Source organism: Kitasatospora sp. NPDC051170, assembly GCF_044455705.1.
Lineage (GTDB): Bacteria > Actinomycetota > Actinomycetes > Streptomycetales > Streptomycetaceae > Kitasatospora.
Genome location: NZ_JBITFA010000016.1, coordinates 213913 through 227616, shown reverse-complemented (window position 1 = coordinate 227616; position 13704 = coordinate 213913). Strand labels below are relative to the sequence as shown.

Genomic DNA, 13704 nt, shown 5'->3' with positions numbered 1-13704 from the left:
GTAGCGGGGGGCGGCTGGCCCTAGGAGCGGACGAGGCGGGCGATCGCCTGGTTGGCCTCGCGGATCTTGGCGCCGGCCTCCTGGCCGCCCTCGGCGATGGCGTCCCGGACGCAGCATTCGACGTGCTGGTCCAGGAGTCGGAGCGCGAAGGACTGCAGCGCACTGCTGGCGGCGGAGACCTGGGTGAGGACGTCGATGCAGTAGGCGTCCTGCTCCACCATGCGCTGCAGACCGCGGATCTGGCCCTCGATGCGACGCAGGCGCTTGAGGAGGTCGTCCTTGTGGGAGCTGTGGCCGACCATGGCCGTCTCCGGTTCCTGTGCGGTGGGGCGTGGCCTCACTCTACCGGGGGAGGGTATGGCGAAACGGCCGGTCCGGCCGGAGCCGACGGGCGCTCCGGCCGGACCGGCCGTGGTGGGTGGGTGCGTGCGCGTGCGCGGGCGCTCAGGCGCGGCCGACCAGGTCGTAGCCCGCCTCGTCGATCGCCGCGGCGACCTCGGCGTCCGCGAGCGGCGCGGCACTGTCGACCGTCACCCGGCCGGTGGCCAGGTCCACGGCGACCTCGCCGACGCCCGCGATCTTCTTCAGCTCGGCGGTCACCGCGGTGACGCAGTGGCCGCAGGTCATGCCCTGCACCTGGAACACCGCGCGCTCGGCGGCGGCGGTGGCGGCCGGAGCCGCGGCCGTGCCGCAGGAGCCGCCGCCGCAGCAGGAGCCCTCGGTGGCGGCGGGCTCGACGACGGTGATGGTGGTCTCGCTCATGGTGTGCTCCTCTGGCGGTCGGGGTGCGGGGCCTGCCGGGCGGGGTGGCCCCGGCGGCTGCTTCATGATGAACGTACCATACCCCCCTAGGGTATCAACAAGGCCCGGCACGGCTTCGGCCTCTTCTCCCACTTCTGCCTCGAAGTCGCCGGGCGACTGGCCTATGCTCCTCGACCGGACCTTCTGGGGGGAGTGGCCATGCGCGACATCGTGAAGCCCGCGCTCATCGCGGCCAGCGTCTGCGCGGGCCTGGCCGCAGGGGCCTCGCTCGCCGTATCGGCGGTGCGCAGCATCCGCGCCGACGGCCCGAGCGGGATGTACGAGACCCTCGGCCAGTGCGGCGGATACGTGGTGGTGGCGGTGCCCTTCGTCCTCCTCGCCCTGCTGCGGCAGAGATTCCTCGGACCGTCAGGGACGATGTCCCGCCGCCGGTGGCGCCACTTCCGCCTGGTGGCGGCGGTGGTCGTCATCGTGACGGAGGTGCCGATCTTCTGGTTCGTCACCCCGGGAATCGTCGGCCTCGGCGCCCCGCGCGGGGACACCTGGGCCGCTGTGCTCGGCTGCGTGGCAGGCATCCTCATCGTCGTCCCCACCGTGGCGGCCCTGACCTACCTGCTGCTGGACGCCGTCGTCGAGCGGCTGCGCGGCGACCGCTGACCGGCGCGGAGCGGCTGGAGCGGAGCGGACCGCCGAGACCTGGAGCCGAATTCGGGGGCGGCGCGTCGGCCGGACGTGACACGGTGGTCGCATGAACCCACCGGCCGACCGGCCCACCCCACCCCTCGGCGGTCAGGTGATCGTGCTGACGGGGCCACCCGGTGCCGGGAAGAGCACCGTGGCGGCACTGCTGGCCGATCGCCTGACGCCCAGCGTCCACCTGCACGCCGACGACTTCTGGAACTGCATCAAGCAGGGCTCGATCCCGCCCTACCTGCCCGAGGCCCACCAGCAGAACCAGGCGGTCCTCCAGGTCCTGGTCTCGACGGCCTTCGGCTACGCCGCCGCCGGCTACCAGGTCGTCTGCGACGGTGTCGTCGGCCCCTGGTTCATCGACCTGTTCCGTGCCGCGGCCGAGGAACGGGCCCTGCCGCTGAACTACGTCATCCTGCGCCCGGACCGCCGCACCACCCTCGAACGTGCCACCGCCCGCACCGGCGACGCCCTGACCGACCCCGGGCCGATCCAATCGATGTACGACCAGTTCGGCGGTCTCGGCGCCTACGAGGCGAACGTCCTGGACTCCAGCCACCTGACCGCCGAGGCGACCGCCGACCGCATCCTGCACGACCTCACGAGCGGCACCCACCTCCTCCCAGCGTCACCCGCCGATATCCGAGCTGCTGCGGACCCAGCGCTGTACGCGATCACCACCCGCGAGCCTGAGGGCGATCTCGGGCCTGTCCCCATGCCCGGGGTCGGCGAGTGAGCCCGAAGAGGGGACACCGAGCGGCACCGCGCGGCTGAGAATCCCTGCCGTCAGCACCGGTTCAAGGGTGACGATGCTGTGGGGGATTCCGATGGTCACTCGCCGTCGCCCGTCTCCTCTGCCCATCGTCGGCTCCAGTCGGCCAGTGGGCTGAGTGCCTCGATGAGGGCCTGGCCGAGGCGGGTGAGGTGATACGCGTCGTCGTGCAGGGTGAGCAGGCGGGCCTCGGTCAGTTCGTTGAGCCGGGTGCTGAGGACGCTGGAGGACATGCGCTCGCAGCGACGCTGCAGTTCGCGGAAGCCTGCCGGGGCCTGGCTCAGTTCCCACAGGATGCGCAGCGTCCATCGCCGCCCGAGCAGGTCGAGTGCGGCCATGACCGGGCGGCCCGATTCGGAACCTCGTACCGGTACGCCTGGTCGAGGTGTTCTGGTGTCCATGCCCACTCCTTGCGCTTCGGTTTCCAAAGCATCATAGTGGTGCGAAAATCGAAGCAGGAGGTGCAGCATGCCCCGTATCGAGCCGCTGAGCCCGCCGTACCCCGCGTCCGTCTCCCAGTCGCTCCGCCGATGGATGCCTCCCAACGTGCCGTACGAGCCGCTGGCGCTGTTCCGGGTGCTGCAGCGCAACCCGGAACTGGCCTCACGCATGCTCGCTGTGGGCGCCGGCCTGCTGGGGCACGGGCTTCTCCCCGCCGTCGATCGTGAGGTCGTCATCGCCCGGGTGACCGCGCGGGCCGGCTGCGCCTACGAATGGGGTGTCCATGCCGCGACCCTGGCCCGGCAGGCCGGACTCGGCCCGGAGCAGCTTCGGGCCACCACGGAGGCCGACGCCGCAGCCGGCGCCGTGTGGCCGCCGTGCCACGTGGCGCTGCTCGCCGCGGTCGACGAACTGCACGACACCGCGCAGCTCTCGCAGCCCGCCTGGGACGCCTTGCGCGCCCACTACGACGACGCCCAACTCCTGGAGTTCCTCGTGCTGGCCGGCTGGTACCGAACCATCGGCTACCTGGCCAACGGGCTGCTGCTGGAGGAGGAGATCTGGGGCGTCCCGTTCCCGGCACCGTGACCACGCCGGACGGCTGCTGATCGTGCCCGTACCGGTGGTGCGCCGCCCCGGTTCGGCCGGGCGACGCACCTCGGGGTGCGGGGCTCAGACGTGGGGTGGGCCGAGGTAGGGGAAGGTGGGGAGGAGGTCGGTGTGGGGGCCGATGTGGTCGGTGGGGACCTGGCCGTCGGTGAGCATGGAGAGGCGGGCGGAGGTGACGTCGTCGGTGAGGGTGCGGCCGTTGGGGTAGGCGGCGGGCTTGGTGCGGTCGTAGCGGAGGATGTCGGGCAGGACGGTGCGCAGGGCCTGTTCGGCGGACAGCTGGTCGTAGCCGCCGAAGTGTTCGAGGACGGCGGTCCACGGTTCGCGGTAGGTGGCCCAGTCGTCGGCGGGTTCGCCGGCGTTGTAGGCGTCCTTGACCTCCTCGGCGTTGAAGTAGGCGGTGAGGGAGGGGTGGGCGCCCCGGTCGACGGAGGTGAGCTGTCCGTTCCGGCGGAGGCTGACCCGGCCCCAGACGCCGATCTCGGGGTTCGGGCCGAGGTCGGCGTCGGGTACCTCCAGCACGATGGCGAGGACGTTCTTGTCGGCGCCCCAGTCGACGCCCGTCCACTGGAACTTGGCGACGATGCCGTCCAGGTCGGCGAAGAACGGGTCGCTGCGCAGGCCCGCGTAGAAGGTGTCGGAGTCCCCGGTCCCGGCGCCCGGCTGTACGGGAGCGTCCGTGATGATCTGCGGCCCGCCCGGCTCGTGGGAGCGGGCCTCCTCGCCGGTGGCGCGGAGGACGGTGGCGCTCTGGCGGCCGTCCTCGTCGGGGGCGGAGAAGACGAAGCTGTACGCGATGTCGGCCCGCTGGTCGCCGTCGGTGTCGACGTCGATGCGGTAGACGGCGTCGGGGTGGAACGCCTGGCCGGCGGTGGCGAGCGGGTGGACGTCGAGGATCAGGACGGTCCGGCCCCCGCCGGGGGCGGCGAAGGCGAACAGGTCCGTCATGTCGAGGCGGGCGTCGTCGAGGGGTGAGCGGAGGTTGGGTCCGCTGAGGTGGTGGGACATGTCAGCACCATCGGCAGCCGGGCGCCGGGGCATGAGCGTGCCGCGGCGCCCGGCCGGGTCTGCCGGGTCAGGCAGGTTAGTCAGGCCGGTCGGGCCGGTCGGGCCGGTCAGGCCGAGACGTGGTACCAGTAGCCGCCGGTGTGCAGGTCGACGTAGTGGACGTCGCTGCCCGTCTCCTTCGCCTCGTACATCATGTCCGCGCCGGTGCCGGGGTCGGTGCCCGCGTAGAGCACCACGTGGTGGGTGGTGTGCGCGTCCGTTCCGAAGTACTCGACGTCTCCGGGCCGGCGCTGGGACTCCGTGATCGGGGTGAGGTGCCGATCCAGGGTCTGCTGGCTGGTGTCGCCGCCGTTGGCGAGGTCGATGCCGGCGCCGAACCAGAAGGCCGCCCGGACCAGGCCCGAGCAGTCCACGCCGGCGGTGGTGTCGGCCGGGCAGGGCTGGATCGAGCCGGTGTAGCCGTCGCAGGTGCCGAGCGAGGGGCCGGGGCCCTCGCCGCGCATGGAGTGGCCGCCGCCCCACACGTAGGGGACGCCGAGGTAGGACTTCGCCGCGTTCAGGACCCGGGTGGGGTCGACGGGGCCGCTGGGCAGCGGGGCGGGGGTGGCGGTGTAGAGGGCGGTCTTGGTGGCGGTGCCGACGATCCCGTTGATGGTCAGGGCGTGCGACGCCTGGAAGTCGCGTACGGCGGTGTCGGTGGCGGGACCGAACTGTCCGTCCACGGTGAGGTGTCCGGCGTTGAACCTGTTCAGCAGGGTCTGCAGGGTGGAGACGCACGGGCCGGTGGCGCCGGTCCGCAGGTCGCCGCACTGGGTGCGCAGGTCCACGGTGCCGGAGGCCGCGGCTGCCGCGGTGTCGATCGCCGACTTGGTGGCCGGGCCGACGATGCCGTCGACGGCCAGGGAGTGCGAGGACTGGAAGTTGCGCACGGCCGTGCCGGTGGCCGGCCCGAACTGGCCGTCCACGGTGAGCGCCGCGCCCGTCAGGTTGAGCTCCAGCTGGAGCTGGGTGACGCAGCCGTCGGCCTCGCCCTGCTGCAGGTTGGCCGGGCAGGCCGGGGAGGTGAGGGGTATCGGGGTCGGCGCGGCCGTGGCGGCCGTGGCGGTGAACGCGCCGACGGCCGTCAGTGCGGCTGCCAGGGCGAGGCCCAGCGACAACCGGCGTCGGGCGGGGAGCAGGGTGCTCACAGGAAGGTCTCCGGATCCGTGGTGAGGCGTCAGGGCGGGGTGCTTCACCCGCTTGGCGCTTGATCATCTATTCGTCAGAACTGTGCCTCACTCCGGGGCGCCTCCGGTAGGTGTTTGACGTCTCATCAGTCACGGGGGACGCGTCCCACGGCGCTGAGCTGCGCTGTGGGACGCGTCCCCGACCGGATGTGAGACCGGAGCATCGGCAGGACGGGGTGCGGGCACGGGGTGTCCGTCGCTGGTGCGAGACTCGGCCCCATGAAGCCCAATGACCCCAAGGACGACCTGCACCGCTACCTCAAGGGGGCCCGCGAGGCCGTCGTCTGGAAGCTGGACGGCCTGTCCGAGTACGACGTCCGCCGCCCGCTGACGCCGACCGGCACCAACCTCCTCGGCCTCGTCAAGCACCTCGCCAGTGTCGAATTCGAGTACTTCGGCCCGACGTTCGGCCGCCCGCACGGCGAGGACCTCCCCTGGTTCGCGGACGGCGCCGAGCCCAACGCGGACATGTGGGCACCGGCCGACGAGTCGCGCGAGGAGGTTCTCGGCCTCTACCGCCGCGCCTGGGCGCACGCGGACGCGACGATCGAGGCGCTGCCCCTCGACGCGATGGGCAAGGTCGCGTGGTGGGGCGACGGGGACGTGACGCTCCAGCGGATCATGCTGCACATGACGACCGAGACGCACCGGCACGCCGGCCACGCGGACATCGTCCGCGAGCTGATCGACGGCAGGACCGGCCTGCGGGAGGACAACGGCAACATGGCCGGCGGCGACGCGGCCTGGTACCGGGAGTACTGGGACCGGCTGGAGGCGTCCGCCAAGGAGGCCCAGGCCCAGGCCACGGCCACGACCTAAGGCCGTGTCGTTCGGGGAGCGCCGCCCGGCCGTGGTGGGCCGGGCGGCGCGGTGTCGGTGCTGGTGGGTGCGGTGTCAGTGCTGGTGGGCGGCGTGCTCGGTGGCGCCGGGGGCGGGAGCGGGGGTGGTCGCGGCGGGGGCTGCGGCGGTCGGGGTGGGGAGGGTGAAGGCGGCGGTGCGGACGGTGTCGCCGTGCTTGAAGTCGAGGAAGAGGCGGTAGGTGCCCGCGCTGGGGGCGGTGGCGTGGAAGGTGATGGCGGGGCCGGGGGTGGTGCTCTCCGGGTGGACGTGGAGGTAGGCGAGGTCGCCGGCGCGCAGGGCGACGAGGTGGCCGTAGGCGCCGAGGTAGGGCTGGAGGTCGGTGACCGGGTGGCCGTCCCTGCTGACGCTGAGGGTGAGTGCGCCGCCGGCGCCGGGGGTGAGGTCGCCCTCCAGGGTGACGGTGTAGCCGTCGACGGTGACGCTGCGGCCGGTCTCGGGCAGCGGGGCGGGGCGCAGGTCGCCGGCGGCGTGGAGGTCGGCGCCGAGGGTGAGGCCCTCGGTCTCGCCGGCCGGGAGGAAGTCGGCGAAGACCCGGTACTCGCCGGCGGCGGGCAGGGCGGTGGGGGCGCTCCAGGTGCCGTCGGCGGCGCGGGTGGGGTGGAGGTGCTGGAAGGTGGAGAGGTCGCGCGGGGCGACGATCAGGTGCAGTTCCTTCTCGTGCTGCGGGTGGTAGGCGGTGAGCGCCCGCCCGTCGGGGCCGAGGATGCGGAACCGTAGGTCGGTGCTCGCGCCGGCGGTGACGAAGGCGTTGTCGAGGGCGAGGGTGTAGCCGCGCTCGGAGATCTGGAGTCCGCCGGGGAGCTGTCCGGCGGCGGCGCCGTGGCCGGCGTGCTCCTCGTGCCCGCCGTCGTGGCCGGTGCCGTGACCACTGTCGTGCCCGCCGTCGTGGCCGGCCGGGGCGGGCTTGCCGCCGGGGCCGACGGCGTGGCCGACGCCGAGGGCGAGGCCGAAGGCGGCGGTGAGTCCGAGGGTGAAGGCGGTGACGCGCAGGGCGGTCTTCATGGCGTGGGCTCCTCGATCTAAGGGCGAAGTACGGGGGAGGGGTATCTGGGAGGCGGGGGCGGGCGTCAGGCGCGCATCAGGCGGGCGATGGCCTGGGAGGCTTCGGCGACCTTCTCGTCCGCCTCGCCGCCACCGTTGGCGATGGCGTCCTGGACGCAGTGCGAGAGGTGGCCGTCGAGCAGGCTGAGGGCCACGGACTGGAGGGCCTTCGTGGCGGCCGACACCTGCGTGAGGATGTCGATGCAGTAGGTGTCGGCGTCGACCATGCGCTGGAGGCCGCGGATCTGGCCCTCCACGCGGCGCAGCCTGCGGAGGAGCTGGTCCTTGTCGTCGTGGTAGCCGGCCATGCGGTCCTCCTCGGTGGTCCGGGTCGTTCCTGCGGGGCGATACGGGCGATACGGCCTCGGTTCGATGTCTTGAGTGAATACCCCTCGGGGGTATCAAGTCAAGCGGTTCCCGCCCACGAAAAATACCACCAGGGGGTATCAGCGAAGCCTTGCGCCCGATACCCCTCAGGGGTATAAATGACCTCGACGCCCCCGATACCCCTTCCAGGTATCGGGGAACGGAACGACGACGAGAACGAGGAGCGACGACGATGACCACGCAGGCACCCGCCTCCACGGAGGTGGAGCTCTCGATCGGCGGAATGACGTGCGCCTCGTGCGCCGCCCGCATCGAGAAGAAGCTGAACCGCATGGACGGGGTCTCCGCGACCGTCAACTACGCCACCGAGAAGGCCAAGGTCAGCTTCGACGGGGAGGTCGAGGTCGCCGACCTGATCGCCACCGTCGAAGCCACCGGCTACACCGCCGCCCTCCCCAGGCCCCCGGCCGCCGCCGCCCAGGCCCCCGGAGCCGAGCAGGCCGAACCCGCCGACGAACTCGCCCCGCTGCGCCAGCGCCTGTACACCGCCCTCGCCCTCGCCGTCCCGGTCATCGCCATGGCGATGGTCCCGGCCCTGCAGTTCGACAACTGGCAGTGGCTCTCGCTGACCCTCGCCGCCCCCGTCGTCACCTACGCCGCCTGGCCGTTCCACCGTGCCGCCTGGACCAACGCCAGGCACGGCGCCGCGACCATGGACACCCTGGTCTCCCTCGGCACCGGCGCCGCGTTCCTCTGGTCCCTGTGGGCGCTGTTCCTCGGCGACGCCGGGATGCCCGGCATGCGGCACGGCTTCGAGTTCACCATCGCCCGCAGCGACGGCTCGTCCGACATCTACCTGGAGGCCGCGGCCGGCGTCACCGCGTTCATCCTGGCCGGCCGCTACTTCGAGGCGAAGTCCAAGCGCACCGCCGGAGCCGCCCTCAAGGCGCTGCTGGAACTGGGCGCCAAGGACGTGACGGTGCTGCGCGGCGGAGCTGAGGTGCTCGTGCCGATCGCCGAACTCGCCGTCGGGGACCGCTTCCTGGTCCGCCCCGGGGAGAAGATCGCCACCGACGGCACGGTGGTCGAGGGCGCCTCGGCCGTGGACGCCTCGATGCTGACCGGCGAGTCCGTCCCCGTCGAGGTCGGGGTCGGCGACTCCGTCACCGGCGCCACCGTCAACGCGGGCGGCCGCCTGGTCGTCGAGGCGACCCGGGTCGGCGCCGACACCCAGCTGGCCCGGATGGCCCGGCTGGTCGAGGACGCCCAGAACGGCAAGGCGGCGGCCCAGCGCCTCGCCGACAAGATCTCCGCCGTCTTCGTCCCGGTCGTGATCACCCTCGCCGTCGCCACCCTCGGCTACTGGCTCGGTACGGGCGAGGGCTGGACGGCCGCCTTCACCGCCGCCGTCGCCGTGCTGATCATCGCCTGCCCCTGCGCCCTGGGCCTGGCCACCCCGACCGCGCTGATGGTCGGCACCGGACGCGGAGCCCAGCTCGGCATCCTCATCAAGGGCCCCGAAGTCCTCGAGTCCACCCGCAAGGTCGACACCATCGTCCTCGACAAGACCGGCACCGTCACCACCGGCCAGATGACCCTGCTCGCCGTCCACACCGCCGAGGGCGTCACCGAAGCCGAGGCCCTGCGCCTGGCCGGCGCCCTGGAGCACGCCTCCGAACACCCGATCGCCCGGGCCATCGCCACCGCCGCCGCCAAGGCCGGCGAACTGCCCGCCGTCGAGGGCTTCGAGAACGTCCCGGGCCTGGGGGTCCAGGGCGTCGTGGACGGCCACGCCGTGGTCGCCGGCCGCGAGGCCCTGCTCACCGAGTGGTCGCAGCACCTGCCGCAGGCCCTCGCGGAGGCCAAGGCCGCCGCCGAGGCTGCCGGGCGCACGGCGATCGCGGTCGGCTGGGACGGCGAGGCCCGGGCCGTCCTCGAGGTCGCCGACGCCGTCAAGCCCACCAGCGCCGAGGCCATCGCCGAACTGCGCCGCCTTGGCCTGACCCCGGTGCTGCTCACCGGCGACAACCGGGCGGTCGCCGAGGCCGTCGCCGCCGAGGTCGGCATCGCGCCGGAGCACGTGTTCGCCGAGGTCATGCCTCAGGACAAGGTCGACACCGTCAAGCGCCTCCAGGCCGAGGGCCGGGTCGTCGCCATGGTCGGCGACGGCGTCAACGACGCGGCCGCCCTCGCCCAGGCCGACCTCGGGCTCGCCATGGGCACCGGGACGGACGCGGCCATCGAGGCCGGCGACCTCACCCTCGTCCGCGGCGACCTGCGCACCGCCGCCGACGCCATCCGGCTCTCCCGCAGGACGCTCGGCACCATCAAGAGCAACCTGTTCTGGGCCTTCGGCTACAACGTCGCGGCCCTGCCGCTGGCGGCGGCCGGCCTGCTCAACCCGATGATCGCGGGAGGCGCGATGGCCTTCTCCTCGGTCTTCGTCGTCGGCAACAGCCTGCGGCTGCGCCGCTTCCGCTGAGCGAGCGGCCGCCACGGCTGCGGCGCCCCGGGACCCCTGTGCGGGGGTTCCGGGGCCTCATCGCGTTCTGTCGGGCCCCGCCTGCTGGTAGAGCGTCACCAGGAGGCCGTGGACCGGCTCGCCCTCCCCGTCCTCCTCCGTCTCGTCGACCAGCGCGGCCAGCGCCTCGCCGAGGCGCGCCGCCTTGGCCGGGGTGAGGCGGATGTGGCGCAGCGTCAGGAGGTGGTCGGCGGGGGAGCGGTCCAGCTCCTGGGCGACGGCGCCGAACAGCGCGGCCGTGCCCTCGGCGCTCGGCTCGTCGACCTGGAGCCGCTCGGCGGTGCGGCGGTAGTACTTCTCGGTGCCGCCGCGTACGGTCCGGGTGCCCGCGTGCTGGATCAGCCCCGCCTCGTGCAGCACCCCGAGGTGGTGGGAGACGCTGCCCTTGTTGGCCCCCAGCTGCGCGGCGAGGCGGCTGATCGTCGAGGGCCGGGCGCTCAGCGCCCAGAGCAGGCGCTGGCGCATGGGGTGGGCGAGTGCGGTGTGCTGGGCGGGGGTGCTGATCTGCTGGACGTTCTCGTCTGGTGGGTGGCTCACCCGATCAAGCGTTAAGTATGTTTGACGCTTTGGCAAGCCGCTGGTCTACTCCCTCCCATGACTTCCACGACCTCCACCACTTCCGCCACGTCCACCGCTCTCGACTCCGGCGCTGTCGTCGAGTCGATCGCCGACCTGGTCCGCGAGAACTACGTCTTCCCCGACATCGCCCGCGACCTGGCGGACCTGCTGCGCCGCCGCGCCGCCGAGGGCGCCTACCGGGCCGAGACCGCCGAGGAGTTGGCCGAGGCGGTCACCGCCGACCTGCGGTCCGTCAACGGCGACCAGCACCTGGCCGTCCACCACCACGAGGAGCCGGTGCCGGCCGAGCGGGGCGCGGCGGTGCTCGCCGCGATGCGCCGGGACTTCGACTCCACCCTGGGCGGTGTGCCGCGGGTGGAACTGCTCGAGGGCGGCGTCGCGGTGCTGGAGATCGGGCCCAAGATGTTCCCGCTGGACTGGGCCGCTCAGCCGCTGACCGCCGCCCTCTCCCTGGTGGCCCCCGCCAGTGCCCTCATCCTGGACCTGCGTCGCAACACCGGTGGCGACCCGGACACGGTCGCCTTCGTCTGCGGCTACCTGCTCGAGCGCCGGACGCACCTCATCACCATGCTCTCGAAGCAGGGCACGGTGGCCGAGCAGTCCTGGTCGGCCGCGCACGTCCCGGGCGCCCGCTTCGGCGGCAGCAAGCCGCTGTACGTCCTGACGAGCGCCGCCACCTTCTCCGCGGGCGAGGAGCTCGCCTACGACCTGCAGCAGCTCGGGCGCGCCGCCGTCGTCGGCGAGGCCACCCGCGGCGGCGCCCACCCGCGCAACGGCTGGACGGTGCACCCGCACCTGGAGCTCAGCGTGCCGGTCGCCCGCGGGGTCAGCCCTGTCTCGGGTACCAACTGGGAGGGCACCGGTGTCCTGCCCGACGTGCCCTGCGAGGCCGGGGTGGCGCTCGAGCGTGCGCTGGCCCTGGCACTACAGAAGTAGTGCCACTATAGAAGTAGTGCCACTGCGGAAGTAGTCGCGGCCGGGGGCGCAGCGCGACTACGGATGTAGTGTGACTACGGATGTAGTGCCACTGCGGATGTAGTTCCCGCCCCCTACTCCAGCCCCACCGCCTGCCACCGGTACGCCGCGTCCTCCTGCCACACCTGCAGCTCGCCCTCCACGACCGCCGCCAGGCACAGCCGCCAGTCGTCGCCCATCGCCAGCGCCACCCGCGTCGCCGGGCGCAGCGTCGGCCGCCACCAGCGGGCCCTGCGCGAGGCGCCGCCGGCGGGCAGCCGCAGCCGTACGCCGCCCTCGCCGGCCAGGGCCACGGTCGGGCCGCCCCGGTGGCCCTCCATCGCGAGGTCCAGGGCCGGCTCCCCGTCCCCGATCTCCACACCCCGCAGGTCGCCGTCCGCGCCCGGCGTGCCCGGCGTGCCCACGCGGTGCAGCTGCACCGATCCGTCCGTACGCAGGGTGGCCGCCTGGGGCCCGGCGGAGGTGCGGGCCAGCGCCCCCGCGCGCAGGGTGCCCGGCGGGCCGAGCGGGGTGGGCGGCCCGCCCTCGCCGGGGCGCCAGCCGTACACCCGCTCCCGGTGCTCGACCAGGACGAGCCAGGCGCCGGGCCGCTCCTCGGCCGCCGCGAGGACGCGGTCGGCGGGGCAGCCGGGGTGCTCCTGGCCGGTGAGGGTGAGGCCGGGCGCCCAGCGGTAGGAGCGCAGGGCGCCGCCCGCCGCCGTCCAGGCGGTCAGCTCCCCGGCGGAGTCGACGGCGCCGGCCAGTCCGGCCACCCCGCGCGCCGCCTCCCACCAGCCGGCCGCCGTCCCGACCCACAGGGTGCCGGCCGGGTCCTCGGCGCAGACGACCAGTTCCCCCGGCCGCCCGGCCAGGCCCGCCACCAGCTCCCGTACGGATCCCGGCCCCTGGCCCGCCGGCGCGCGAAGCCCCGTACGGCCGGGGCCGGCCAGCGCGGTGCCGGTGCCCTGCGCGCCGCCGGTGACCACGAGCGGACGGCCGGAGCGGTCGGGCAGCACGGCCAGGCCCGCCGTACGGGCCACCGGCCGGTGGGCGCGCAGCAGTTCGCGCCCGCGCGCCGCCCACGGGCCGAGCGGGGCGGGCCGGCGCTGCGGCTCGCGGGCCAGCGGCTCGCACGCCCACCGCGCCAGGTCCTCGGCGTAGCCCGCCGCCAGGAGTTCGGCGCGGGCCTGCTCCACGGCGAGACGGTGGTCGAGGCGGCCGTGGTCGGGTAGCAGCAGGGTGCGGGCGAGGGTGCCGACGGCGAACAGGTCCTTGGCGGTGGTGGGGAAGCCGCCGACCTGCTCGGCCTCGGGCGGCACGTGGCCGGGGGTGAACACCGCGACGGTCAGGGCGTGGTCGAGCGGGGCGAGGAAGGTCAGGTCGATCAGCTTGACCTGCCCCTGCCCGTCGACGAGCACGTTGGCGGGGGAGATGTCCCGGTGCACCCAGCGCTTGCGGTGCAGCTCGTCGACGATCCGGCACAGTCGGGCCAGCACCTCGGCGGCCGCCGTCGGCCCGCCGCGCTGGGTGCGCGCCCAGGTGTGCAGCGGCACGCCCTCCACCCACGGTGAGATCTGGTACCCCAGCAGGCCGCCCGTGGGCGCGGCGCCGGGCCGGTGCGGCGCCGGTCCGAGCAGGAAGCTCGGCACCACCAGGTCGGTGATGCCCAGCCGGTGCGCGTTGTGCGACACGTCGTCCCAACGCCCCAGCCAGCGGCGGACCTCGGACGGATCCCGCTCCAGCATGATCTTCGCCGCGACGAGCTCCTTGAGCCCGCTGTGGCCCGTACGCACCGCCCGCCACACCTCGGCCTCGCCGCCCCGGTGGTGGAACTCCAGCAGCTCGTACTGTTCGGGGTCGAACTCCGGGCCGAACCGCAGCCCGGCCACCCAACGCGAACCGGACACACGACC

General features: G+C 73.6%; 15 protein-coding genes. 6 read left to right on the top strand and 9 right to left on the bottom strand.

The annotated features are described in order from the left end of the window. Positions 1 to 20 precede the first annotated feature (20 nt). Together ACIBCA_RS29940 and ACIBCA_RS29935 are read right to left on the bottom strand one after the other, a co-directional pair. Positions 21 to 302, bottom strand: a complete 282-nt coding sequence (locus tag ACIBCA_RS29940; protein ID WP_396286145.1) for a metal-sensitive transcriptional regulator — start codon at positions 300 to 302, stop codon at positions 21 to 23. A gap of 142 nt (positions 303 to 444) precedes the next feature. Next, positions 445 to 762, bottom strand: coding sequence for a heavy-metal-associated domain-containing protein (locus tag ACIBCA_RS29935; protein WP_396286144.1), 318 nt, complete (start codon positions 760 to 762; stop codon positions 445 to 447). A gap of 198 nt (positions 763 to 960) precedes the next feature. Between ACIBCA_RS29935 and ACIBCA_RS29930 the strand changes: the two genes are divergently transcribed. Together ACIBCA_RS29930 and ACIBCA_RS29925 are read left to right on the top strand one after the other, a co-directional pair. Continuing rightward, positions 961 to 1419, top strand: a complete 459-nt coding sequence (locus ACIBCA_RS29930; protein ID WP_396286143.1) for a hypothetical protein — start codon at positions 961 to 963, stop codon at positions 1417 to 1419. Between the two features lie 91 nt (positions 1420 to 1510). Continuing rightward, positions 1511 to 2188, top strand: a complete 678-nt coding sequence (locus ACIBCA_RS29925) for an AAA family ATPase (RefSeq protein WP_396286142.1) — start codon at positions 1511 to 1513, stop codon at positions 2186 to 2188. Positions 2189 to 2283: 95 nt separating this feature from the next. Here the strand turns inward: ACIBCA_RS29925 and ACIBCA_RS29920 are convergent, their stop codons facing one another. Continuing rightward, on the bottom strand, positions 2284 to 2625 hold the full coding sequence (locus ACIBCA_RS29920) for a winged helix-turn-helix transcriptional regulator (RefSeq protein ID WP_396286166.1): 342 nt from the start codon (positions 2623 to 2625) through the stop codon (positions 2284 to 2286). Between the two features lie 67 nt (positions 2626 to 2692). Here ACIBCA_RS29920 and ACIBCA_RS29915 point away from each other — a divergent pair, with 67 nt between their 5' ends. Next, the gene (locus tag ACIBCA_RS29915; RefSeq protein WP_396286141.1) at positions 2693 to 3253 is read left to right on the top strand and encodes a carboxymuconolactone decarboxylase family protein; all 561 of its coding nucleotides are present in this window, start codon (positions 2693 to 2695) and stop codon (positions 3251 to 3253) included. 84 nt (positions 3254 to 3337) lie between these two features. On the opposite strand, the gene ACIBCA_RS29910 is transcribed toward ACIBCA_RS29915, so the two are convergent. After that, the gene (locus tag ACIBCA_RS29910) at positions 3338 to 4282 is read right to left on the bottom strand and encodes a DUF4331 family protein (RefSeq protein ID WP_396286140.1); all 945 of its coding nucleotides are present in this window, start codon (positions 4280 to 4282) and stop codon (positions 3338 to 3340) included. Positions 4283 to 4389: 107 nt separating this feature from the next. After that, entirely contained in the window at positions 4390 to 5469 is a 1080-nt protein-coding gene (locus ACIBCA_RS29905; protein ID WP_396286139.1) for a peptidoglycan-binding protein, read from the bottom strand. A gap of 258 nt (positions 5470 to 5727) precedes the next feature. On the opposite strand from ACIBCA_RS29905, the gene ACIBCA_RS29900 reads away from it, so the two are divergent. Further along, on the top strand, positions 5728 to 6327 hold the full coding sequence (locus tag ACIBCA_RS29900; RefSeq protein ID WP_396286138.1) for a DinB family protein: 600 nt from the start codon (positions 5728 to 5730) through the stop codon (positions 6325 to 6327). Positions 6328 to 6402: 75 nt separating this feature from the next. On the opposite strand, the gene ACIBCA_RS29895 is transcribed toward ACIBCA_RS29900, so the two are convergent. Continuing rightward, positions 6403 to 7371, bottom strand: coding sequence for a hypothetical protein (locus ACIBCA_RS29895; protein ID WP_396286137.1), 969 nt, complete (start codon positions 7369 to 7371; stop codon positions 6403 to 6405). Between the two features lie 65 nt (positions 7372 to 7436). Next, positions 7437 to 7718 (bottom strand): metal-sensitive transcriptional regulator, encoded by a 282-nt coding sequence (locus ACIBCA_RS29890; RefSeq protein WP_396286136.1) that lies wholly within the window; start codon positions 7716 to 7718, stop codon positions 7437 to 7439. A gap of 251 nt (positions 7719 to 7969) precedes the next feature. On the opposite strand from ACIBCA_RS29890, the gene ACIBCA_RS29885 reads away from it, so the two are divergent. Next, positions 7970 to 10219, top strand: a complete 2250-nt coding sequence (locus tag ACIBCA_RS29885; RefSeq protein WP_396286135.1) for a heavy metal translocating P-type ATPase — start codon at positions 7970 to 7972, stop codon at positions 10217 to 10219. A 57-nt stretch (positions 10220 to 10276) separates the two neighbouring features. Here the strand turns inward: ACIBCA_RS29885 and ACIBCA_RS29880 are convergent, their stop codons facing one another. Then, the gene (locus ACIBCA_RS29880) at positions 10277 to 10795 is read right to left on the bottom strand and encodes an ArsR/SmtB family transcription factor (protein ID WP_396286134.1); all 519 of its coding nucleotides are present in this window, start codon (positions 10793 to 10795) and stop codon (positions 10277 to 10279) included. A 57-nt stretch (positions 10796 to 10852) separates the two neighbouring features. Between ACIBCA_RS29880 and ACIBCA_RS29875 the strand changes: the two genes are divergently transcribed. Beyond that, a complete protein-coding gene (locus ACIBCA_RS29875) occupies positions 10853 to 11773 on the top strand; it encodes a S41 family peptidase (protein WP_396286133.1) in 921 nt (306 codons plus the stop codon). Between the two features lie 113 nt (positions 11774 to 11886). Here ACIBCA_RS29875 and ACIBCA_RS29870 read toward each other — a convergent pair whose 3' ends face one another. Continuing rightward, entirely contained in the window at positions 11887 to 13698 is a 1812-nt protein-coding gene (locus ACIBCA_RS29870; RefSeq protein WP_396286132.1) for a hypothetical protein, read from the bottom strand. Positions 13699 to 13704: the final 6 nt, after the last annotated feature.

Excerpts from the sequence above, each read along its gene's own strand:
- ACIBCA_RS29885 (WP_396286135.1), top strand. The coding sequence starts at position 7,970 with ATGACCACGCAGGCACCCGCCTCCACGGAGGTGGAGCTCTCGATCGGC.
- ACIBCA_RS29925 (WP_396286142.1), top strand. The coding sequence starts at position 1,511 with ATGAACCCACCGGCCGACCGGCCCACCCCACCCCTCGGCGGTCAGGTG.
- ACIBCA_RS29935 (WP_396286144.1), bottom strand. The coding sequence starts at position 762 with ATGAGCGAGACCACCATCACCGTCGTCGAGCCCGCCGCCACCGAGGGC.
- ACIBCA_RS29930 (WP_396286143.1), top strand. The coding sequence starts at position 961 with ATGCGCGACATCGTGAAGCCCGCGCTCATCGCGGCCAGCGTCTGCGCG.
- ACIBCA_RS29875 (WP_396286133.1), top strand. The coding sequence starts at position 10,853 with ATGACTTCCACGACCTCCACCACTTCCGCCACGTCCACCGCTCTCGAC.
- ACIBCA_RS29895 (WP_396286137.1), bottom strand. The coding sequence starts at position 7,371 with ATGAAGACCGCCCTGCGCGTCACCGCCTTCACCCTCGGACTCACCGCC.
- ACIBCA_RS29890 (WP_396286136.1), bottom strand. The coding sequence starts at position 7,718 with ATGGCCGGCTACCACGACGACAAGGACCAGCTCCTCCGCAGGCTGCGC.
- ACIBCA_RS29940 (WP_396286145.1), bottom strand. The coding sequence starts at position 302 with ATGGTCGGCCACAGCTCCCACAAGGACGACCTCCTCAAGCGCCTGCGT.
- ACIBCA_RS29915 (WP_396286141.1), top strand. The coding sequence starts at position 2,693 with ATGCCCCGTATCGAGCCGCTGAGCCCGCCGTACCCCGCGTCCGTCTCC.
- ACIBCA_RS29920 (WP_396286166.1), bottom strand. The coding sequence starts at position 2,625 with ATGGACACCAGAACACCTCGACCAGGCGTACCGGTACGAGGTTCCGAA.
- ACIBCA_RS29900 (WP_396286138.1), top strand. The coding sequence starts at position 5,728 with ATGAAGCCCAATGACCCCAAGGACGACCTGCACCGCTACCTCAAGGGG.
- ACIBCA_RS29910 (WP_396286140.1), bottom strand. The coding sequence starts at position 4,282 with ATGTCCCACCACCTCAGCGGACCCAACCTCCGCTCACCCCTCGACGAC.